At 64.8% G+C, this 21,833-nt stretch carries 18 protein-coding genes; 8 read left to right on the plus strand and 10 right to left on the minus strand.

What is annotated here, in order from left to right; all coding sequences use genetic code 11:
* Positions 1-133: 133 nt before the first annotated feature.
* The 4 genes from Spa11_RS13720 to Spa11_RS13735 all read right to left on the minus strand — a co-directional run bounded on the left by Spa11_RS13720 (position 134) and on the right by Spa11_RS13735 (position 3,002).
* A complete protein-coding gene (locus Spa11_RS13720; protein ID WP_145113172.1) occupies positions 134-793 on the minus strand; it encodes a P-loop NTPase family protein in 660 nt (219 codons plus the stop codon).
* Entirely contained in the window at positions 790-1,236 is a 447-nt protein-coding gene (locus Spa11_RS13725; RefSeq protein WP_145113174.1) for a hypothetical protein, read from the minus strand. The genes Spa11_RS13720 and Spa11_RS13725 overlap by 4 nt, the downstream gene beginning before the upstream one ends.
* Positions 1,233-2,582 carry a DUF3592 domain-containing protein gene (locus Spa11_RS13730; RefSeq protein ID WP_145113176.1) on the minus strand — a complete coding sequence of 450 codons (1,350 nt, stop codon included), beginning with the start codon at positions 2,580-2,582 and terminating at the stop codon, positions 1,233-1,235. The genes Spa11_RS13725 and Spa11_RS13730 overlap by 4 nt, the downstream gene beginning before the upstream one ends.
* Before the next feature lie 117 nt (positions 2,583-2,699).
* The gene (locus Spa11_RS13735; protein ID WP_145113178.1) at positions 2,700-3,002 is read right to left on the minus strand and encodes a DNA-directed RNA polymerase subunit alpha C-terminal domain-containing protein; all 303 of its coding nucleotides are present in this window, start codon (positions 3,000-3,002) and stop codon (positions 2,700-2,702) included.
* Positions 3,003-3,263: 261 nt separating this feature from the next.
* Between Spa11_RS13735 and Spa11_RS13740 the strand changes: the two genes are divergently transcribed.
* Positions 3,264-5,555 carry an ATP-dependent helicase gene (locus Spa11_RS13740; RefSeq protein ID WP_145113180.1) on the plus strand — a complete coding sequence of 764 codons (2,292 nt, stop codon included), beginning with the start codon at positions 3,264-3,266 and terminating at the stop codon, positions 5,553-5,555.
* Between the two features lie 314 nt (positions 5,556-5,869).
* Positions 5,870-6,523 carry a PilZ domain-containing protein gene (locus tag Spa11_RS13745; protein ID WP_145113182.1) on the plus strand — a complete coding sequence of 218 codons (654 nt, stop codon included), beginning with the start codon at positions 5,870-5,872 and terminating at the stop codon, positions 6,521-6,523.
* A 7-nt stretch (positions 6,524-6,530) separates the two neighbouring features.
* On the opposite strand, the gene msrB is transcribed toward Spa11_RS13745, so the two are convergent.
* Entirely contained in the window at positions 6,531-6,911 is a 381-nt protein-coding gene (msrB, locus tag Spa11_RS13750) for a peptide-methionine (R)-S-oxide reductase MsrB (RefSeq protein ID WP_145113184.1), read from the minus strand.
* A 177-nt stretch (positions 6,912-7,088) separates the two neighbouring features.
* Between msrB and Spa11_RS13755 the strand changes: the two genes are divergently transcribed.
* The 3 genes from Spa11_RS13755 to Spa11_RS13765 all read left to right on the plus strand — a co-directional run bounded on the left by Spa11_RS13755 (position 7,089) and on the right by Spa11_RS13765 (position 12,234).
* Positions 7,089-8,306, plus strand: coding sequence for an SAM-dependent methyltransferase (locus Spa11_RS13755; RefSeq protein ID WP_145113186.1), 1,218 nt, complete (start codon positions 7,089-7,091; stop codon positions 8,304-8,306).
* Between the two features lie 209 nt (positions 8,307-8,515).
* Positions 8,516-10,726, plus strand: coding sequence for an FdhF/YdeP family oxidoreductase (locus tag Spa11_RS13760; RefSeq protein WP_145113188.1), 2,211 nt, complete (start codon positions 8,516-8,518; stop codon positions 10,724-10,726).
* 230 nt (positions 10,727-10,956) lie between these two features.
* Positions 10,957-12,234 (plus strand): DegT/DnrJ/EryC1/StrS family aminotransferase, encoded by a 1,278-nt coding sequence (locus Spa11_RS13765; protein ID WP_145113191.1) that lies wholly within the window; start codon positions 10,957-10,959, stop codon positions 12,232-12,234.
* A 65-nt stretch (positions 12,235-12,299) separates the two neighbouring features.
* On the opposite strand, the gene dcm is transcribed toward Spa11_RS13765, so the two are convergent.
* From dcm to ilvD, 5 genes are all read right to left on the minus strand, one after another.
* A complete protein-coding gene (gene dcm, locus Spa11_RS13770; protein ID WP_197529390.1) occupies positions 12,300-13,721 on the minus strand; it encodes a DNA (cytosine-5-)-methyltransferase in 1,422 nt (473 codons plus the stop codon).
* A 422-nt stretch (positions 13,722-14,143) separates the two neighbouring features.
* Positions 14,144-14,593: a hemerythrin domain-containing protein gene (locus Spa11_RS13775; RefSeq protein WP_145113195.1), complete on the minus strand. Its 450-nt coding sequence runs from the start codon at positions 14,591-14,593 to the stop codon at positions 14,144-14,146.
* Between the two features lie 437 nt (positions 14,594-15,030).
* Positions 15,031-15,759 (minus strand): NAD(P)-dependent oxidoreductase, encoded by a 729-nt coding sequence (locus Spa11_RS13780; RefSeq protein WP_145113197.1) that lies wholly within the window; start codon positions 15,757-15,759, stop codon positions 15,031-15,033.
* Positions 15,760-16,201: 442 nt separating this feature from the next.
* On the minus strand, positions 16,202-16,717 hold the full coding sequence (locus Spa11_RS13785) for a hypothetical protein (RefSeq protein ID WP_145113199.1): 516 nt from the start codon (positions 16,715-16,717) through the stop codon (positions 16,202-16,204).
* A 96-nt stretch (positions 16,718-16,813) separates the two neighbouring features.
* Positions 16,814-18,514, minus strand: a complete 1,701-nt coding sequence (gene ilvD, locus Spa11_RS13790) for a dihydroxy-acid dehydratase (RefSeq protein ID WP_145113201.1) — start codon at positions 18,512-18,514, stop codon at positions 16,814-16,816.
* 480 nt (positions 18,515-18,994) lie between these two features.
* On the opposite strand from ilvD, the gene Spa11_RS13795 reads away from it, so the two are divergent.
* From Spa11_RS13795 to Spa11_RS13805, 3 genes are all read left to right on the plus strand, one after another.
* A complete protein-coding gene (locus Spa11_RS13795) occupies positions 18,995-19,630 on the plus strand; it encodes an HAD family hydrolase (protein ID WP_145113203.1) in 636 nt (211 codons plus the stop codon).
* Between the two features lie 185 nt (positions 19,631-19,815).
* On the plus strand, positions 19,816-20,871 hold the full coding sequence (waaF, locus tag Spa11_RS13800; protein ID WP_145113205.1) for a lipopolysaccharide heptosyltransferase II: 1,056 nt from the start codon (positions 19,816-19,818) through the stop codon (positions 20,869-20,871).
* Positions 20,868-21,725 carry a glycosyltransferase family protein gene (locus Spa11_RS13805; RefSeq protein ID WP_145113207.1) on the plus strand — a complete coding sequence of 286 codons (858 nt, stop codon included), beginning with the start codon at positions 20,868-20,870 and terminating at the stop codon, positions 21,723-21,725. The genes waaF and Spa11_RS13805 overlap by 4 nt, the downstream gene beginning before the upstream one ends.
* Positions 21,726-21,833: the final 108 nt, after the last annotated feature.

Raw genomic sequence — 21,833 nt, forward strand, 5'->3', positions numbered from 1 at the left:
CATTTGGACGCAGATTACGATTATCCCGACCGTAACGGCGAGGCAAACCTGGCGGGTTGCGCCGATTGGCGCCGTCACTGGACACCCACCGGGTGGCCCGCCCAGACATCGACTCCGAGGCCAGAGGCCCCCCTCAGAGAAGCGTCGCGCCGCGGTCTTGCGGCGCCGGTTTCCGCTCCGAGTACGCAACGACCGGCGGCAAGGTTCGCCGCCTCCGGCTTTCGTGCAGCGAGTAGAGGTCGAACCACGTCTCGCGCAGGTCGCCATCGTGGCTAGCAAAGCTCGCCAGCGCATCACCCAGCGTCACGGGTGTCGAGCGACGTTCGATTAGCTGTCCGTATAACGCAGCGACAACGGATTCGTCGGGCGCCGCGTCGGCGACTACGGGGAGCGGAGCCAACCAGCTGCGCAGGGGACGATGCGTCGTGACGACATACCCGAGGCCCGACTCACGCCACTGCGCTAGGCGCCGTCGCTGTTCGCGACGTGGCAGGCGTTCGAATGCCTCGACAAGCAGCGTGTCGCCTTGTGGATCGTCATCCGTCAGAACATCGACGATCACCGGCCGCTTGCCGGCTTCGCGGAGTGGCTCGATAAGCGAAAGGATTAGCGTTGACTTGCCCGATCCATGTGGCCCAACAACCTGGCCTCGCCATTCGCAGCGATGCAGTCGTTCAACCACCGCGTCGATATCGCCACGCCAGGGCAGGGCGCCCGGGCGGGTCCAGCACGTCGCGAACGGGTTCGCGTCGCGCGAGGGCGGAGTAGCGGTGGTTGCAGGGGAGGCATTCATCGGAGCGGCGCGGCCTCCCCGTTCGACGTTTCTACGGCGGGAGGCTTGTCCGACGGCAGCGACAACCAGAACGGCGTCTCGATGACGCGCTGCTTGCCGCTACGGAAGAAGGCCCGCAACCGCGCCGCCCAACAGACCTTAACGATCTGGCCGTCGTAGCTGAGCGGGCTCGCCGGCATCACGACCTCGAACCGGTAGGGCGTCTCGTCGTGACGCTTTGGCAGCACCGCGGCTTTCTGCCGATCGAAGTGATGGACGAAGAAGTCTTCCTCGCCTTGCCCCGCGGTGTACCAAAGCACCGAGAACTCGATCGCCGTCAGGTCGTCGTCGCGCCAATCAGCCAAGCGATACCCGCCCGTGAGCAGCTCGCCCGGCGCGTAACGCCGCGCGCCACGATCGACCCATAGTTGCGCGCCTTCGTCTTCGACAACGGGTTCGTTCATCCGACCTCCTCCATCGTCGCGGTGGAGACGAACTCGTCCGAACGGTCGATCGCCGGCGGATGAACACACAACGGAAACCGACGACGCACCTCGGCGCGGGTGATGGGCGTGATTGTGACCTCGATCGACCAACGCACCTCGTTGTTCGGCGACACGAATGAGTGCGGCCCGGCCGTCGGCGTGCGGACCTCGAGCTCACGCCGGAACGCCTCGCCGGCGGGCGCGTCGATCCGCTTCTCTGCGAGCAGGCTCCGCCGGTACACCTCAACCGTTGCGGTGCGGCTGTCGGTCCCCTGGCGGAACGAGGCGATCTCGTCGCAAACGAGATCGACCTCCAAGGCACGCAACCGCGCCGGGCCGAATTGCAGCAGCGTCGCCTGCGCCGGCTCCCCCGAGACGAGCGGGAAGCGATCGATCTCGACCCGAGTCGAACCGGCGCCACCCACGCCGCGCGTCTCGCGCCAAGTGGACATCGTCATCCGCCAACCGATCACCGCCAGCGGCGTCGCGACCAAGAGAGCCAGGATCACCCGCAGCCAGACCGGGAAGTAGCCGACGCCTATCTGATAGGCGAACAACGCTACCAGCAGATTCCACACCAAGCAGAGGGTCGCCATCCCCGCAACGCGCCAACCGCTGGCGCCATCCACCGGCAGGCGGTGGGTCCGTGCGACTCCGGGGCTATCCGCAAGCGTTTCAATGGACGGCAGCCCAGAAGCAATCGTCGGCCGCAACGCTGTGGCGTTCGCCGGCTTTAAACCGAGCCCGATCGCGACTTGCGCTGAGCGGCGTTCGGGCGATGTCTGCGAACGCACCAGACTCCGCACGAGACCCGTGCCGCCGATCACGACCAACGAGATCGGGATCGAGAGCACCAGCCACGGCCACCAGCGCCGCCGCACGCTGAGCAAAACCTCTGCGGGGTCCTCGGGGTCGTACCAGCATTCGAGCCGGTCGCTGAGATGGAATCGCTGCAGCTCGGCGGCGGCTTCCTTCTCACTCGGCGTGTCGCGCCCGACGCCGTGGCGGGTCCAGACCCGCACCGGATCGGCGCCCACAGGAGTGAACTCGACTTCGAGCTCGGGGCAGTATTCCTCTTCGGCGAGGCCCGGTCGTTTGGCGACGCGCTGACCACGGACGGTGCAGGTGGTCTCGACGAAACCGAGCGAACGCCGCGCGAGGCGCCACTCGGGAAGCAAGACATCCGACAGGCTCCACCACAGGCCGATCACGCCCGCCGCGACGAACATCGCGTAGTAGAGCGACTCACCCACCAACGCCCACACCGGCGAACCGGTGCGGCGACGGCCGCGTTTCTTCAGCAAGAGGGGAAAGCGGCGACGCATCCAGCAGGGCAGACCACGAGGCGGGGCGGAAGGGAGCGGACATCCGCCCCCGCCTCTAGTCTAGTTTCCGGCGCTAGCGCCCGTCAGTTGGTGGATCGGACCAACTGGTCGAAGGGCTTATTTGGCCCGGCGGGCGAGGGGGGCCATCGCAGGGGCGGCCTGCTGGCGGGCCGGGCGGTAGAAGCCGACCCCTTCCAAGGCCTTGTAGACCTCTTCAAGCGTCTTCTCGCCGAAGTTCGAGATGCTCAGCAGGTCTTCGGGCGAACAGTGCAACAGGTCGTTGACCGTGAAAACGCCCTTCTCTTCCAGGCAATTCGTCGTGCGGACGGCGAGGCCGATCTCGGCGGTGCTCATCTCGAGGCGACGCTGGAGATCGTCGCTGGCGGCCTGAACTTTGTCGACCGGAATACGCGTCTTCATGTCGGGGTTCCCTCCCTTGTGGCGTGTTGTGGTTCTGCACGCGGCGCGGCGGCTAGCTCCGTCCGAGCCGCAGAATTGTCGCGGAGTTTAGCGATTCGCCGCCGACTCGGGGAGCATTTTCGCCACTTTTTCCACAAATCACGGGACCCCGCGGTGTGCTAGCGGGTGGCCCGGCGCCGGCGCCGGCCCGTAGACTTCTGTTAAGGCGCTGCCGACGAGCTGGCGCGCGCCGCTGCTACTGGCAAATCGGACGGACCCGCTGTGACGAAACTCCTTGAAGGCCTCAATCCCGCCCAACGTGAAGCGGTCGAGCATGTCGATGGCCCGCTGCTGATCCTCGCCGGGCCGGGTTCGGGCAAGACCCGCGTCGTCACGCACCGCATCGCCCACCTGTTGTCGCTCGGCGTGCCGGCGTGGCAGATCCTCGCGCTGACGTTCACCAACAAGGCCGCCGCCGAGATGCGGCTGCGCGTCGAACGGCTCGCTCCCGGTGAGAAGGTCTGGGTGAGCACGTTCCACCGCTTCGGCGCGAAGATGCTGCGGAAGTACGCCGAGCGCGTCGGCCTCGACCCCAACTACACGATCTACGACGCGGGCGACGCGCGCCAGACGCTGAAGCGGGTGATCGAGTCGCTGCAGATCCCCGTCATGGGCTACACGCCCGACCGGATCGCCGCCGCGATCAGCAAGGCGAAGAACCGCCTGATCGGCCCCGAGGAGTTCAAGCCGCGGCCGGGCAACCCGCTGTCCGAAATCGTCGCGGCGGTTTACCCCGCATATCAGCAGCGGCTGATCGCGTCGTCGGCGGTGGACTTCGATGACCTTTTGCTGCACATCGCGCGGCTGCTGCACGACGACGCCGACCTGCGCGCGAATCTCGACGAGCGCTTCCGCTACGTCATGGTGGACGAGTACCAGGACACCAACCGCGCACAGTATGTGCTGCTCCGCGCGCTGTCGGTCGATCACCCGAACCTTGCCGCGACGGGCGACCCCGACCAGTCGATCTATGGCTGGCGCGGCGCGGACCTCAACAACATCCTCGAGTTCGAGAACGACTATCCGAGCGTCAAGGTCGTGCGGCTCGAGCAGAACTACCGCAGCACGCCGGCGATCTTGTCGGTCGCCGACACGCTGATCGCTCAGAACAAGAAACGCAAAGCCAAGTCGCTGTTCACCGAGAATCCCGAAGGCCCGCCCGTGCGGCTCGTCACTTACGCGGATGGTGACGACGAAGCCCGTGGCGTCGCCACGGCGATCCGCGACGCGGTCCGCAGCGGCCGCCGGCGCTGGAGTGACTTTGCCGTCTTCTATCGGGTAAACGCGCTGTCGCGGGCGATCGAACGCGTCTTCCGCCAGCAGCAGATCCCCTTCCAGATGGTGCGCGGGCAGGAGTTCTATCAGCGGCGTGAGATCAAGGACGTGCTGGCCTACTGTCAGCTGATGAACAACCCGAAGGACGACCTCGCCTTCGAGCGGACCGTCAACTCGCCCGCGCGCGGCATCGGGGCGAAGACGATCCAGCGTCTCGGCGATTACGCGTACCGTCACGGCATCTCCCTGCTCGAATCCGCGCGCGACGCGGCGCAGATCGATGGCGTCACGAAGCGCACCGCAACGCTCGTCGCCAAGTTCGTCACGCTGATGGATACGCTCGACGCGTACGTCGGCGGCCCCGCCGAAGAAGCCGTCAGCGCCGTGCTCGAGCACTCCGGCTACCGCAAGCACTTGCAAGGGAGCGATAGCGAAGAGGACCTCAACCGGCTGGCGAACATCGAAGAGCTGCTCACCGACGCGCGGCAGTTCGACGAGGCCATGGAAGAGGAAGAAGGGGCCGAGGCGAATCTTGAAGCCTATCTCGAACGCACGTGGCTCGTGAACGAGACCGACGGCTGGGACGACGACAACGACAAGGTGACGCTGATGACGCTCCACGCCGCGAAGGGCTTGGAGTTCCCGGTCGTGTTCTTGCTTGCGGTCGAGGACGGCATCCTGCCGCACGAGCGTTCGGCGAACGATCCGACGCAGCTCGAAGAGGAACGCCGCTTGGCGTTCGTGGGCATCACCCGCGCCGAGCAAGAGCTACAGCTCAGCCACGCCCTCCGGCGGGACTACCGCGGCCAGCGCCGCATCGCGATCCCCAGCAGCTTCTTGATGGAGTTGCCGACCGACACGATGGACCTCGCGCAGCTTGCCGCAACGGACGACCTCGGCCTGGCGCCGGACGATCTGATCGGCGATTGGGGCGACGCGCCGGACGAAGAGGTCTATCGCCACGAACCGATTGCCAAAGCGCCTGAGCCGGTCACGGTCGAAGCGCCGGCCATCAAGACGGCGGCGACGCTGCTCTCTGCGGGCGGGATGGGGGCGATGCGCGTTTCGCCCGACGCGTTCAAGATCGGGATGGAGGTCGAGCACCCCGAGCTCGGCGTCGGAACGGTGCTCACTCTCAGCGGTTCGGGCAAGGGCCGCCGCGCCGCGGTGATCTTCCCCGACCACGGCGAGAAGCGATTCGTCCTCGCCTTCAGCCCGTTGCGGCCGCTCGGCAAGTAGCGCCACCCGTCTGTCACCCCTTGCGAAGCAAGTCATAAAGACCCAGATAGTGGATATCCACTTTGGGAAGTCCGTGCGCCATCGTGAGAATACGAAAAGGCTGCGGCATCGCGCTTGGCTTTGTCGGCATGCCCGTCACAAAACGCACTCTGAAACGGGTGGTCACTGAGAAACCATGTGGAAAATCCCCACGGGCCGACCAATCGCATTCGAATCTTCCTGCGACGTTGTGACGCACTTCGCGCCCACTGCCTCGCCCTAACGGCTGACGAGGCAGCGATATCTCACAGCCGGCACAGCTACGAGGGTTGATCATGTCAACCGAGATCGAACAGCTGGTGGCCCAATTCGACAACGAGTTCAACTTCCTCTGCAACATCGGCAAGGTTCCGCAAACGCCGGCCGCGGCGTTGGAGTCCCACCTGATCGGCAACTGCGCTGGTTGCAACCGCGACCTGCCGTGGCCGGCGCCACGGCCAGGATTCTGGGCCGCCCCGGTGTCGTGCCCCGAGTGCGGGCAGGTTTACTTCACCGAAGGGCGTAGCACCAACGGCATCGCGCTGCCGCAACTCGAGCCGCCAACCGATGCGCCGAGCGCACCCGCCGCGCACGGTGCGACGAACAGCTTCCTCGCCTCGGGCAGCAAAGTCTTTTCGGCGTTCTTCGGCGAAGATTGCGAGCGTGTCGAACGCCGGCGAAGCGTGCGGTATGCCTTGTCGGCGCCCGTCGTCGTTGTGCCGCTGAACGAACAAGGCCGCGCGATCGCCGAGGCGTACGACATGACGCTGCTCAACATCTCGGTCGGAGGCGTCGGCCTGATGCGCACCGGGGACGCGATCGCTGATCTAATGCTCATCGACTTCGCCGTCGCGGGCTATCCCGGCGTGCAAGCGGTCGGCCAAGTGCGCTGGCGCACGACGGCGTACGGCGTGACGAAGCTCGGTTGCGAGTTCATCAAGACGACCTAGCGATGCGTTACTCCGGCACGAACGCCAGCGACGCGGAGTTCACGCAGTAGCGCAAGCCCGTCGGCGGCGGGCCGTCCGGAAAGACGTGGCCCAAGTGGGCGCCGCATTTCGCGCAGATGATCTCTTCGCGGACCGTGCCGTGGCTCTCGTCGCGACGCGTCGTGACGGCGCCGCCGGTGGCGTCGAAGTAGCTCGGCCAGCCGGTGCCCGAGTCGAACTTCGTCGTCGAATCGAACAGCCGCTCGCTGCACACCACACAGTGGTACGCGCCGGGCTCCTTGTGATCCCAGTAGGCGCCGGAGAACGGTCGCTCGGTGCCGCAATGCTGGGTGACCTGATACTGCTCGTCGCTGAGCCGGGCCCGGAGTTCGTCGCTAGATTCAGCCATGGTGGTGTGCTGGGCAATGGGGCTGGGGACCTATCCGTGTTACTATAAAGAACCACAAAGGAACGAAGGAACAAAGGGGAAGGATTGAAAAAGCATCCTACTTACTTCGTTCCTTCGTTCCTTTGTGGTTAGTTCCTTCGTGGTTCAACCCTTCGTCGTTCGGAAGCTGAGAGATTCGTGGATACTGAGTTTGCTTACTGCGCCTGTCAGCCGGGCGTTGAGCCTGCCCTCAAGGCAGAGGTCGCGGCGCGTCAGTCGGGGTGGAAGTTCGCGTTTTCACGCCCGGGGTTTGTGACGTTCAAGCTCCCAGCACCGACGTCACCGGAGCGGTTCGAGCCCGTGCGGCTCACCTTCGCTCGCACCATCGGCTTGTCGTACGGCCGTGTCGAGGCGCCGTCGTCCGATCCGTTGAGCCTTGCCGCCCGTCTCTGGGAACACGAAGCGACCCGTGGCTTGACGGCGTCGGGCCCGCTAGCGCTGCACGTCTGGGCACGCGACAACGACCTGCCGGGTGAGAACAGCATTGAGCCCGGTCCTACGGCCGAGACGCTCGCCGCTGTCGCCGCGATCCGTGACGCGGCGCCCGCGGGGGCCCTGGTGGATCGCAGCGAAGGGGGCGAGAAGGCGCCGCCCCCCGACAAGGCCGCGACCACCGGCAAGGGGTCCATCAAGGTCGCGCTCGACATCGCGATGGTCGAACCGAACCAGTGGTGGATCGGCGCCCACGCGCTTCGCAGCCGCATCGACCGCTGGCCGGGGGGCGTGCCGCGACTGGAACTGCCCGGGCACGCCGTCTCGCGCGCGTACTTGAAGATGCAAGAGGGCCTGCGCTGGTCGGCGTTGCCGGCGCAGCGAGGAGACTTGTGGGTCGAGCTCGGCTGCGCGCCGGGCGGCGCTAGCCAGGCGCTGCTTGAGGCCGGCATGTCGGTCGTCGGCGTCGATCCGGCCGAGGTCGATCCGGTGATCGCTACGCACGCCAAGTTCGAGCATCTGCGCGCCCGGGCCAACGAGATCGCGGTCGATGAGATCACCGACGCCGACTGGATCGCCGCCGACATCAACTGCGCGCCGCAGTACACGCTCGACGGCGTTGAAAGACTGGTGACTAACTCCTCGACGCACGTCCGCGGCCTCCTGCTGACGCTCAAGCTGATTAGCCTCAACCTCGCGCGGCCCGACGTGGTGGCCGACACGATCGCCCGAGTCCGTTCGTGGGGCTTCACCGACGTCCGCACCCGCCAACTCGCCCACAATCGGCGTGAGTACTGCCTCGCCGCAATGCGCACCCGCAGCCAGCGCCGCGTTAAACGGAGTGGTGGTGCTCGCAAATTGGAAGGAGATAAGGGGGATGTTGGTGATAGGGGGGATCGCAAGCGGGCGGGAAAAGCTGATTAAGCTGCCAGCCAAAACTTTGCGGAGTGCGATTCGTAGAATTCATTTGATTGAACAGCAGTCGCTTAGCGACTGCCCTCATCAACTTATTTTTTTGGAAGCAGTTTAGACTCACAACGACGACGCGTGGCGCAGTGTGATTGAGCACATCGACCGCTTGCGATCCCCCCTATCACCAACATCTCCCTCATCTCCTTCTCTGAGATTCGACCATGCGTAAGGTCCGAACGGGCGGTGGTTGGCCGGCGGTGTTGTACACGCTGCGAAAGGCGCGCGAGTCGGGCGGGCTCTTGGCGTTCTGGCGGGCGATGCGGAGTCGGAACGCCTGCAAGACTTGTGCGCTCGGCATGGGCGGCCAGCAAGGCGGGATGGTCAACGAGGCGGGGCACTTTCCCGAGGTCTGCAAGAAATCGATGCAGGCGATGGCCGCCGACATGCAGCCGGGTATCCCGCGCGATTTCTGGGACCGCTACGGCGCGCGTGAGCTGCGCGCCATGTCGCCCCGGCAGCTTGAGCACTGCGGGCGGTTGGTGGAACCCGTTCGCTACACGGCGGCCGAGGGGCGTTATCGGCCGGTGAGTTGGGACGAGGCGCTCGACGGTGTTGCTGATCAGCTTGCAACCACATCGCCCGACGAGACCTTCTGGTACTTCAGTGGCCGCAGCAGCAATGAAGCGGGATTCTTGTTGCAGCTGTTCGCGCGGCTCTACGGCACGAACAACGTCAACAATTGCAGTTACTACTGCCACCAGGCGAGCGGCGTCGGCCTCACCAGCGTCACCGGCAGCGGCACGGCGACGATTCAGCTGGAAGACCTCGACAAGGCGGACCTCGTCTTCCTCATCGGCGGCAACCCGGCGTCGAACCACCCACGGCTGATGACGACGCTCCACGAGTTGCGGCGCCGCGGCGGCGAGGTGATCGTCATCAACCCGCTCGTCGAGACGGGCCTCGTCAACTTCAGCATCCCGAGCCGGCCGTTGAGTTTGCTGTTCGGTTCGAAGATCGCGAGCCTCTATGTGCAGCCGCACATCGGCGGCGACCTGGCCCTGCTCGTAGCGATCCAGAAGCGCATCGTCGAACTCGGCATGCACGACGAGGCATTTCTTACCAATCATGCCGCCGGTTGGGACGAACTGCATGTCGCGCTCAACGCTGCCTCGTACGACGATCTCGTTTCCAGGAGCGGCGTCGATCTGGCGACGATCGACCGCATCGCCGAGGAGTACTCCAAGAGCAAAGCGGCGGTGTTCGCCTGGACGATGGGTATTACGCACCACGCCCACGGCGTTGAGAACGTGCAGGCGATCGGCAACCTTGCGCTGTTGCGCGGCATGGTGGGCAAGCCCGGCTCCGGGTTGATGCCGATCCGCGGGCACTCGAACGTGCAGGGCATCGGCTCGATGGGCGTCACGCCGCTCTTGAAGCAGGCGATCTTCGATGGATTGCAAGAACAGTACGGCGTGCAACTTCCAACGGCCATCGGCCGCGATACGATGGCTTGCATGGAGGGCGCCACGTCCGGTGAGCTGACCACGGCGTTGTGCCTCGGCGGCAACCTCTATGGCTCGAACCCTGATTCGACGTACGCCGCCGCCGCGCTGGGCAAGCTCAAGCAGATCACCTACCTGAGCACGACTCTCAATACGGGCCACGCCCACGGCCTCGCCGACGAGACAATCATACTGCCGGTGCTGGCGCGCGACGAAGAGCCCTCGGCGACGACGCAGGAGTCGATGTTCAACTTCGTGCGGCTCTCCGACGGCGGCCCGCGTCGGCACGACGGACCACGGAGCGAGGTCGAGGTGATCGCCGACCTCGCCGACCGCGTCGCCAGACGACTCGCTGGCAATGCGAACCTCTCGGCGCTCGACTGGCCCGCGATGCTTGACACAGGGCGCATCCGCGAAGCCATCGCCAAGGTCGTGCCGGGTTGGGAAAAGGTCGGCGAGATCGATCGCACCAAAGAAGAATTCCAAATCGACGGCCGGACGTTCCACACGCCGCGATTCCCAACCGCCGATGGCCGCGCGCAGCTGCACGTCCTCACGCCGCCGGCGCTACGCGGGGCAGGGGAGGGCGAGCTGCGTGTGATGACCATCCGCAGCGAGGGGCAGTTCAACACGGTCGTCTATGAAGACGACGACCTCTATCGCGGCGTCGAGGGTCGCTGGGTGATCTTGATGCACCCCGACGATCTTGATCGCTTCGGCGCCAAGGAGGGCGATCCCTTACGCGTCGTCGGGCCGGCGGGCGAAATGCGCCACGTCCGCGCGACGAAACACCCCGCGATCCGCGCCGGCAACGCGGCCATGTACTACCCCGAGGCAAACGTCCTCGTGAGCCGCGGCGTTGACCCGTTGAGTAAAACCCCGGCGTTTAAGGGGTTGGTGGTGAGGCTGGAGAAAGAGCCCCAAGCCTGAGGGCGAGGCGAGCCGGGAGCGTCAGCGACCGGAGGAACCCTGCCCAAACTATCCAACGGCGGCGCACTCCGGTCGCTGAGGCTCCCGGCTCGCCTTCAGTCTCCTTAGGTTCTTGGACTCAGCCCCGCCCCTAGTTATTATCATCACCTGCGCAATTAGGCAGATGGAACGTTTTGCGCAGGTTGAAAGGAGACGCCGCTCGACCTTTGATCCCCTAGTGAGTCTGCCGCATGATTCCGCGCACCCGTTTCGACCTTGGATGGCGAGACCTGCTGTTTGGCTATCGGCAGATCTTTACGTCGGGCGATCGCTTGGCGCTACAGCGCGAGGTCGAGCGCTATTGGTCGCCGGACGACGAGTGGCTCGCTTGCTTGTCTTTACGAAGCGGGTTCGACGTCACCCTCGCCGCGTACGACTTCCCGCCGGGGAGCGAGGTGCTGATGTCGTGCATGAACATCGGCCCGATGGCGGAGATCGTCGAAGACAACGGCCTCACGCCCGTGCCGATCGACCTCGACATGGACACCCTGTCGATGCGGCGTGACCTGCTCGAAAAGGCCATCACGCCGAAGACCGTCGCGATCGTCCACGCCCACGTCCTCGGCGCACGGCAACAGCTCGACGAGCTGCGCGAGCTGTGCGACAAGCACGGCCTGATCCTCTTCGAAGACTGCGCGCAATGTTACCGCGCCGACGAGTGGCGGGGCGATCCGCGTAGCGACGTCACGATGTTCAGCTTCGGGCCGCTCAAGACGTGCTCGGCGACGATGGGCGGAATCGTCCGCTATCGCGATCAGGAGATTCACCGGAAGGCGCGCGCGATCCAGTCGCAGCTGCCCGTGCAACGGCGCAGCGAGTTCTACGTGCGGATGGTGCTGTTCTCCGAACTCCTCTTCATCACGCAGAACCTGCCGTACACGATCGCCATCAATACGGCTCGGCGGCTCGGCCTCGAAGAGTTTGTCAACACGCCGGTGCGTAACTTCAACGGGCCGCGGGACTACCAGGGACGGAAGCTGCGCAAGCAGCCGAGCTACCCGCTGTTGGCGATGATGCTCCACCGCTGGAAGACCTTCGACCCCGTGAAGGTGCAACAGCGGCTCGACGCCGCCGACGCGGTGCTGAGCACGATCCCCAACCTGAGCCGCCCCGGCCGCGCCGCCGAGGACCACGGCTACTGGTTGTTCCCGATCTGCACCGACGATCCGGTTGCTCTGCGTCGGGAGCTACACCGCAAGGGTTTCGATTCGACGCTCGGCCACAAGACGTTCGTCGTGCTCGAACCGCCCGCCGGCTATCAAGCGTTCGAAGCCGCCGCGGCGAAGGCGACCAAAGAGAAAGCGCTCTACCTGCCGATCCACTTCCGGGCGCCGAAGAAGGAGCTCGTGCGGCTGGCGGAAGTGATCCGCGACTTTGACCCGAAATGCGCTGGCGTCCACGAGTCGGACGAGGCCATGGATCGACAAGCCCAGCGCACGAACTCCGAGCAACACGCTCTCGTGTCTTAAGAAGAAGTGTTCACCACGACGAACACGAAGGACACGACGGTCTGATTTCCGGGGCGGCGTTCTTCCTAGTGGCAGCTCGTCGTGTCCTTCGTGCCCGTCGTGGTGCAATCCTTTACAGAAGAAGCCGCGGCGCCGAGGATCGCTTCGGCCACGGGGTTGAGGCGGTGCTGGGCGACCCAGGCGACGGCGTCGACGCAGACCGCGTCGCCGAAGCCGAAGAGGGCTTGGTTGAGCGGCGTCGTGATTCGATAACCCTTGGCGCCCATCAGGCGGGCGCACTCGTCGGGGTTCATCAGGCGCACGCGGTACTCGCCGCGGCCGGCCTCGAAGAGGATCTGGCGACCGCTGCCCCCCTTGGGAGTCCGTAGGCAGCCCGCCAATCCGTCGGTGCGTAGCTCGGCCATCGAGCGCCCGTTGCGGACACGACGGAACACGGCGCCGTACGAGACCTTCTTGCCGGCGATCATCGTGTCGGCCGTCTGGCGGTGGCGGTCGCTCATCTGATTGAGCAGATACGCCGCGCGCTCGGTGCTCCACCACTGCGGCGAGTCGCCCGGCAAGCGGTCGAGGACTTCTTCGAGCTGGACGACGCCATAAGGGGGCGGCTCGGGGAGGTCCGAGAGGTCCCAGTCGAGGTCGGCGCTCGCGCGGATGGCTTCGACGAGTTTGGCGGGGCGGATGGTGGAGGGGTGAAGGTCGTTAACGCTGAGGCCCCTCCTAACGGACGCCACCGAGTCTCCCTCCCCTTGATGGGGAGGGTCGGGGAGGGGTGAAGAACCCGGGTACCAGGTTTCTTCTCCTGTTGAGCGCGCGCCGGCTTCATCTCTAGTTGGGCGTGTACCCACTTCGCCCCCCTCCCCCCACTTTTCTGAGAAAGCTGGCTCCCCACAAGGGGGAGGGGGATACGCGCGCGTCTCGAATCCACTAGCTACGCCGATCACAAAGAGCCTGGGCCGGCTCTGTGGGGTGAAGTGGGCGGCGTCGACCATCATCGCGTCGGCGGCGTAGCCGAGGTCGTTGATCGCGGCGACGAGGGCGCGGAAGTCGGCGCCGTTGTGCGACGACAAGAGCCCGGTGACGTTCTCGACGAGGAGCAGCTTGGGGCGTTGCTCAACGCTCATCGCGCGCAGCAGCTCGATCCAGCCCCAGAAGGCGGACGACTGGCCGGCGTTGAGACCCTTGCGGCCGCCGGCGAGCGAGAGGTCGGTGCAGGGGAACGAGGCGTGGGCCAGCAGGGCGGGGGGGACCTGCGTCGGGTCGCGGGCCAGGTCGTGGATGTCGCCGACGTGGTAGTGAGGAGACGGGCCGAAGTGGCCGTCGTGCATCCGCCGCTTGGCGGGCTCGATGTCGTTGGCGAAGACCACTTCCCAGCCGGCCCGCTCGAGCCCCATCCGCGCGAGCCCCACCCCGGCAAAGAACTCCGCAGCGGTCCGCCCCGCGACAGCCCCACCTGAAAAGGGGGGCGCCAGGGGGGTGGCGTCGAACAAGGGGCGTTGGGGGTCCATCCGCGAAACAGCCTGGGTTCATTAGCCCCGGGGGGCGGCAGTGCGTCGCCAGGGACACGAGCCCCCGGGACGACGGTACAGGATAGAGGAAACCCCCGGCGGGGCGACAGCGGCTAGGGAGTGGTCCTAGACACGCGTTCAGAGGCCCCAGAAGGCCCCGTACGACGCGGTTTAGGCAACGAACGGCAAATCCATCGACTCGAGGTTAGATCGCCGCAGGTTGCGTCCTAGAGGCCCACACGAGGTCATCTGAGGCGGGCGGGCGTTCAGCCCCTCCGGGGCTTTTTGAAGAGCGTGGCTGGAGGCTCCGGCGATCGCCGGAGCCCAGCGTCTGAGCGGGACGACGCCGTGGTGGTGATTCGCTGGGGGCTTCGCTGCGCTGCGAGCCCTAGCCACCCGCATCGTCAGTCCTTCGAACCGATGTCTTCGACGTACGCCTGCTGAAGCAGGCGGTTCTCGTCGCCTTCGTGCCGCATCAGTTGGATGCTCAGTTCGTGGAAGTCATGCCGCAGATCCGGCCAGATGGCGGCCGCGTCGTCGGCTACCGACAACCTGTCGGCGAGCGACTTGGCGTCGCGGAGCATCGTTGCGTGCTCGTCGCAGAGCCGGCTCGCCTCGCCCGTGAAGCGCGCGTCTTTGTCGATGATCTCGGCAAAGAAGCCGGCGTCTTCTTCGGTGCGGAAATGTCTGCCGAGCAGCTCGCCGAGTTCCAAGAGGTCATCGGCGACCCTACGGGCGACGCCGGGACCTTGCGAGAACTGCTTAGCGATCGCGCCGAGCAGGTCACGCAGCGCGTCGTGCTCTTGCTCGACTTGCTGCGCGACGAGGGAAGGGGATGCCGAGGGTTGGCTCATCGTGATCACTCCGGTTTGGGTTGGTTGAAACACCGCCTGAGTCCGATGGGATAACCGCCTCCCCGCCTCTGACCATCGCCATCCGCTTCTCGCTTCTCTCTTCTCTAGTATCGATCATCGCGGCGCCGCTTGCACTGCGTCAAACTGACCCACCGGCGCCGCGTGGCTTATCGCCTCACGGCGGGTGGCTGGGGTCGAAGGCGATGGCCGGAGCCCCCAGCGGCCGGGCGGGTGGACGCCGTGCTGGTGATTCGCTGGGGGCTTCGCTGCGCTGCGCTGCGACCCATGCCCACGACACGATCTGGGCGCCACGCCCACGCGCGTCAGCGTGGGCATGTACGTTGCGGCAAAGTCTCCTGGCAGTTCACATGCCCATGCTGGCGCGTGGGCATGGCGCCGGGCCAGTGTTAGATAGCGTGGCAGCTAGCGGCCGAAGGCTACACGGTTCCGGCGTTGTAGATGACGGGCGTCGCCCCCTTCCAGCGCTCCCAGAGATCAGCGTCCGTCACAAGAGCGGCCATGAAGTGCGCTACGTTGATGCGACTCGTCTGGCCGGCGTCGAAGATTGCGCTCCGCGTCGGCGACGGGTGCAGGTCGTAGTCCGAGACAACGTCATGATCGACCAATCCATCGGGACGGACGACGACCCACTCGAGGTGTGGATTCGAAGGGCCAATTCTTCGGCGAAGGTGGTGCGCAGCCCCCTCGTTGTCTGAGTGCGGCGGCAACAAGAGCCGCAGGGCAAGAATGATGAGCTTCTGTGGCGCCGAGATCCGTTCATCAACGTCCGGGTTCCGCACCCCAGTGGTGTTCATCAGGACGAAGCGACGGGGCGCGTCGCCACCTTCCGCTTGGAGTGCTTTGCAGATTCGACGAGTCGCGTCCGTCACAAGACGATAGGGCGGTCCGAACAGGCCTTTGAAGCTCAAGTTGTGTCCTAGACACGAAACGGCAGCCGTGCACCCTGCAACGAGCTCCCGGATCCCCTGATCGCTCATCTTCGATATGCTCGCCTGAACGATCGAGAGGGCGGGCGCCTCTCTTACGGACTCGTCCAGCCGATCCACGTCCCGAGCTACGACTCGGACCGAAGCCCCGCGGTCCAGCAGCTCCTTCACGAGGAGGCGTCCGGTTGCTCCAGTTGCTCCAACGACGAGGACGGTCATCTGGGTCACCTCGATTCTGAAATTGACTCTTGAGGGCAGACGGCGTGTGGCTGGGGTCGAAGGCGAGAGCCGGAGCCCCCAGCGGCCGAGCGGGTGGACACCGTGCTGGTGATTCGCTGGGGGCTTCGCCGCGCTGCGGCTCAGCTACTCGCAGCGTTACATGAAGCTTACCCAGGCACTGTCCTCAATCACTACGGGAATGTCTTGCTGACTGCACCAAGCCACTAAGTCATCACTGACTCGCTCCCACTGATGACTAGCCCACTCAGGCGCATCAGCCTCCCATTTCGATTCCGAAGGGAGGTAGACCGAGAGGACTCCCATTGTCATCTCCAGAACGAACTGCCTGCCGTCCATCGAGCAGACTAACTCCTCCTTCCATCTTGGCTGAAACTCAATCTTAAGAGCATCACACATACTCCGCTCAACAGTGAGGGTTGACCTACGAAGGCGTATTTGGCTGAGCACTCTTACGACCGCGAATTTCCAAGGCAATAGCTAACAGCACGGATGTCATGCAAAGCACAAGTATGGAACGTAGACGAAAGCCTTCGTCCTTTAGGAAATGTGCTTTGTCGTATCGGCACTCACCATTGATCCATAACTCGACGGTACGGGTTGCCCAAAAGCTGTCTCCAACAATAGCTTTGGCATCGTCGCCAATTTCAATTGAACGGACACGACCTCCAAATCTGCGGTGCAACTCAAATGAAAGCGTTTCGCCGCCTGGCGTGCTTACCCTATATTCCTTTGCCCGCCCCTTCAGACGCCTCTCAATTTCCGTAACCCGCCCTTCAACCCGACGTAGCGTGTTTTCATCGACCCGATCCGAATACAGGAAACCCGCTAGTGCAAGGAGTGAGATCACGCCTCCTCGAGCAACAGCACGCAGCAATTGAAGATCATGGGCTTTGCGTTCTCGATCGAGCCGTCGCTTAGCACGGTATTGCTGAGACATTTCGTCGTGGTCTGCAAAGGGTAGCTATTGCGCGGAGCGGCAGCTCCATCCCCCCTATCACCAACATCCCCCTATCTCCTTTCCGAAACGTCGCCCTCACTCATCCGTCACACACCCCTCCGACGCGCTCTTCACGTTCTTGATGTACTTGTAGAGCGTGCCGCGGGTGGCTTTGTAGGCGGGGGCGGTCCAGGTCTTTTTGCGGGCGGCTAGTTCGGCGTCGGTGATGTCGACGGTGATCAGGTTCTGCTCGGCGTCGATCGTGATCTTGTCGCCGTTCTTCACGAGGGCGATCGGGCCGCCGACTTGGGCTTCGGGCGTGACGTGGCCGACGATGAAACCGTGCGAGCCGCCGCTGAAGCGGCCGTCGGTGATCAGGGCCACGTCTTGGCCGAGGCCGGCGCCCATGATCGCGCTGGTGGGGGTGAGCATCTCGGGCATGCCGGGGCCGCCCTGAGGGCCTTCGTAGCGGATGATGACGACGTCGCCCTTGGTGATCTTCTTCGCTTCGAGGGCGTGCAGCATGTCCTCTTCGCTGTCGAAGCAGTTGGCGACGCCCTTAAACACCAAGCCCTCTTTGCCGGTGATCTTGGCGACGGCGCCGTCGGGACAGAAGTTGCCGCGCATGATGCGGATGTGGCCGGTCGCCTTGAGCGGCTTGTCGAGCGGCATCACGACCTTCTGGCCTTCGGTGAGACCGGGGAGAGCTTCGAGGTTTTCGCCGAGCGTCTTGCCGGTAACGGTGAGGCAGTTGCCGTCGATGAGGCCCTCCTTAAGCAGCATCTTGAGCACGCCCGGCGTGCCGCCGACTTTGTGGAGGTCTTCTTGGACGAACTTGCCGGAGGGCTTGAGGTCGGCGAGGTAGGGGACGTGGTCGCTGACCTTCTGGAAGTCATCGATCGTGAGGTCCACGTCCACGGCACGGGCCATCGCGATCAGGTGCAAGACGGCGTTGGTCGAGCCCCCTTCGGCCATGATGAGGACCATCGCGTTCTCGAACGCTTGGCGCGTCATGATGTCGCGCGGCTTGATGTCTTTTTCGAGCAGGTGGCGGATCGCCTTGCCGGCCTCAAGGCATTCCTGGAGTTTGGCTGGGTCTTCGGCGGGGGTGCTGCTGCTGTAGGGGAGGGACATGCCCATCGCTTCGATGGCCGAGGCCATGGTGTTGGCGGTGTACATGCCGCCGCAGGCGCCGGCGCCGGGACAGCTGTGGCGGACGATGTCCTGGCGTTCTTCTTCGGTGATGCGACCGGCGAGGAATTCGCCGTAGCACTGGAAGGCGGAGACGATGTCGCGTTTCTCTCCGGTCGCTGACGCTCCCGGCTCGCCTTTGATCTTGGTGAAGCCGGGCTTGATGGTGCCGCCGTAGACCATGATCGCAGGGCGGTTGAGGCGGCCCATCGCCATCACGCAGCCGGGCATGTTCTTGTCGCAGCCGGGGAGGGCCACGAGGCCGTCGTACCACTGGGCCTGCATGACGGTTTCGATCGAGTCGGCGATGATGTCGCGCGACTGGAGCGAGTAGGACATGCCGCTGGTGCCCATCGAGATGCCGTCGGAGACGCCGATGGTGTTGAACCGCAGGCCCACCAGCCCGGCGGGCGCCATGCCTTCCTTGACCTTCACGGCGAGGTCCATGAGGTGCATGTTGCAGGGGTTCCCCTCGTACCAAACGCTGGCGATGCCCACCTGGGGCTGGCTCATCTGATCTTCTGAGATGCCGGTGGCGTAGAGCATCGCCTGGCTGGCGCCTTGCGACTTGGGCTGCGTGATCTGCGAGGAGTACTTGTTGAGCATGGGTGGAAGCGGTTAGCGGTTGGTCGTTAGCAGTTAGCAATCAGCCCCTCAGCGGGGCTTGTGAGTCGGGCCGTCCTCGGCCCCGGCTCGTGCTACAGGGGATGCAGTTTACCGCCCGGGGGTTCGCGCCGCAGGGGATGGCGGGTGGTTCAGGGGAAGGGGATAGGGGGATGTTGGTGATACGGGGGATCGCAAGCGGGTGGGGAGCAAGGGTAGGGAGGAAACTGCCATTAGGTGGTGGGCGATGCGTTGGGGCTCTTGGGGATAATCGGGCAGCCGCCGAGCGGCTGGCGTTTATCCCCCATTTTCAAGCGACCGCTCCCTGCGACGCACTCGGCTCTTGGTAGTGGGCCCTCACCCGTCCGCTTGTGATCCCCCCTATCACCAAACCTCCCCCGATCTCCTTTCGTAAATGCAGGCCCCGGGGGCGAGGAAACCCCGGCTCGCCTAGGGGGCGATCATTGAGGTACAACTACCGCCATGACGACGCCTGAATTTCTCTATTTCGACCTCGGCCGCGTGCTGCTGACCTTCGACCACGCCAAGATGCTGCGGCAGATGGCGGCGGCAGCGGGCGTGGAGCCTCACATCATGCGCGAAGCCCTGATGCCGTCAGGAACGCCTTGCGAGGGGGACCTCCAGTGGCAGCTTGAGGCCGGGCAAGTCTCTGACGACGAGTATTTTGAGCAGCTCTCCGAGCGGATCGGAAAACGACCGCAGCGGGAGCAGCTCGAGCAGGCGTCGAACGATATCTTTGGGCCGATCGAGGCGTCGCTCGAACTGCTCGACCGGCTGCACGAAGCGGGCTACCGGCTGGGCCTGTTGTCGAACACCTGCGGGATGCACTGGCGGTGGTTCCTCGACGGACGCTTCCCGACGCTGACCAAGGTGTTCGAGGTCCAGATCGGCAGCTTCCAGGTCGGCGCAATGAAGCCCTCGCCGGCGATCTATGAGGCGGCGATCGCCAAGGCGGGCGTGCCGGCCGAGAAGCTCTTCTTCACCGACGACCGCCAAGAAAACGTCGCCGGCGCCATCGCCTGTGGCATCGACGCGGTGCATTTCAGCGACACGGCGCGGCTGGAGTACGACCTCCGCGCACGGGGCATCGACTGCTAGCTGAAAGCCGCTAAGAAATCGGGCCACGAAAAGGGACAAGAGGCACAAAAAAAGTGCTTCTTGTCTGGCAACTCTTTCTTTGTGCTTTCTGTGCTTTTTCGTGGCCAACGACTCACGTTGCTGGCGCCGGCGGTTTTCGAGTAAGTTGCGGCTTCAGATAGCCACTTACTAACGGAGCCGCACGGATGCGACTCGGCGTTTTTTTACCGAACTGGATCGGCGACGCCGTCATGACGACGCCGGCGCTCGACTCGTTGCGCGAGCTGGTCGGTCCGAGCGGTCACATGGTCGGCGTCATGCGGCCGTACGTGGCGGATGTGGTCGATGGTCTCGGGTACATCGACCGCAACATCTTCTACAAGCCAAAGGCGAAACAGCCCGAGTTGCAGGGCAGGGCGGTTGTCGCGGCGCTACGTGATGAGCGGCTCGACGCGGTGGTACTGCTCACCAACTCGCTGCGGACAGCGTGGCTCGCATGGCGGAGCGGCGCGCAAGAGCGGATCGGTTACGACCGCGATTACCGCTCGTGGCTGCTGACGACGCGGCTGCGTGAGCCGGTGAAGTCCGGCAAGCGCGCGCCGCTGCCGGCGATCGATTCTTACTTGAACCTTGCTTACGCGACGGGCGGCGAGTGGCGCCCGCCGACGCTGCGACTGGCGACGACTGCTAATGACGAAGCCGCCGCCGACGCGGCCTGGGAGCGGCTCGGTCTGCCGAGCGGTGATCGCGTCGTCGTCTTCAACACGGGCGGCGCCTACGGCGACGCGAAGGGTTGGCCCGCCGAGCACTTTGCCGAGCTTGCCAAACGAATTACCGCGACGAGCGACGCCTCGGTCGTCATCAACTGCGGCCCCGGCGAGCGCGAGACGGCGGGGCGGATCGCGGAGCTTGCCGCTTCGCCGCGCGTACGGAGCCTTGGCGAAGTCGAGCAACTGCCGATCGGGCTTTCGAAGGCGATCATCAAGCGCTCGCGGATGCTCGTGACGACCGACAGCGGGCCGCGGTTTTTTGGCATCGCCTTCGGCAAACCGGTGGTGAGCCTGTTCGGGCCGACCGATCCGAGCGTGACACGCACGCACTACGCGGGTGAGACGCCGTTGTCGCTAAAGCTCGATTGCCAGTTCTGCTGGGAGCGGTCGTGCCCGCTAAAGCATCACCGCTGCATGCAAGACCTGTCGGTCGAGCGCGTCTATCGCGCGGCGGCGGTTCATCTCGACAAGCTTGCGGAGAAGGCGGCATGAAAGTCAGCGGCTTCACGATCCTGCGCGACGGCGCCCGACTTGGTTATCCCTTCGTCGAGAGCATTCGGTCGCTCTTGCCGCTGGTGGACGAGCTGGTGGTCGCCGTCGGCAACTGCACCGACGAAACGCCCGCGATGCTGCGCGCGATCGGCTCGCCGAAGGTCCGCGCGTTCGACACCGTCTGGGACCCGGCGCTGCAGAAGGGCGGCAAGGTGCTGGCGGTGGAGACGAACAAGGCCCTCGCTGCGTGCTCAGGCGACTGGTGCTTCTATTTGCAGGGCGACGAGGTCCTCCACGAGCAGGACTACGACCGGCTGCGCCGGGCGATGGAACGCAACCTGGAAAAGCCGGAAGTTGAGGGGCTGTCGTTCCGCTACCACCACTTCAAGGGCAGTTTTGACCTACGCGACCCGTTGCCTTATCGCAAGCAGGTGCGGATCGTCCGGAACGGTGTGGGCGTCGTATCGGTCGGCGATGCGTGTGGCTTTGGCGTCACGACGGCAACCGGGACGCGGAAGCTGCGCACAGCGGCGAGCGGCGCTTGGATTTATCACTACGGCTGGGTCCGCCCGCCGCGGGTGATGAACCAGAAGCACAGCGAGTTCTTGCGCTACTACAACGGCGACGAGGGCGTCGGCCTCAAGCAAGCCGAGCGGCAGGTCGCGGAGGATTACGCCTACGACGTGTCACGTTGCGAGCCGTTCTGCGGCACGCACCCGGCGGTGATGCGCGAGCGCGTCGCCGCCCAGGACTGGGAGGCGCCTTATCAGTACGTCCCGCGTTGGCGCAACCGCGCGTACTGGGACGGCTTTATGCGAAAGAACTTCGCGACGCTCTATCGCTGGGCTTCGTAGCCCGGACCCGTCGTTCTTCATGTCAGCGATGGCATAGCCGTCACAATCGGCGCGTTCGTCATCGGGCCTCGGGATTTAGAGGTCCTGATTCTGACGCGCTGCGATCGC

Origin of the sequence: Botrimarina mediterranea (assembly GCF_007753265.1) — a bacterium.
Classification (GTDB): Bacteria; Planctomycetota; Planctomycetia; order Pirellulales; family Lacipirellulaceae; genus Botrimarina; species Botrimarina mediterranea.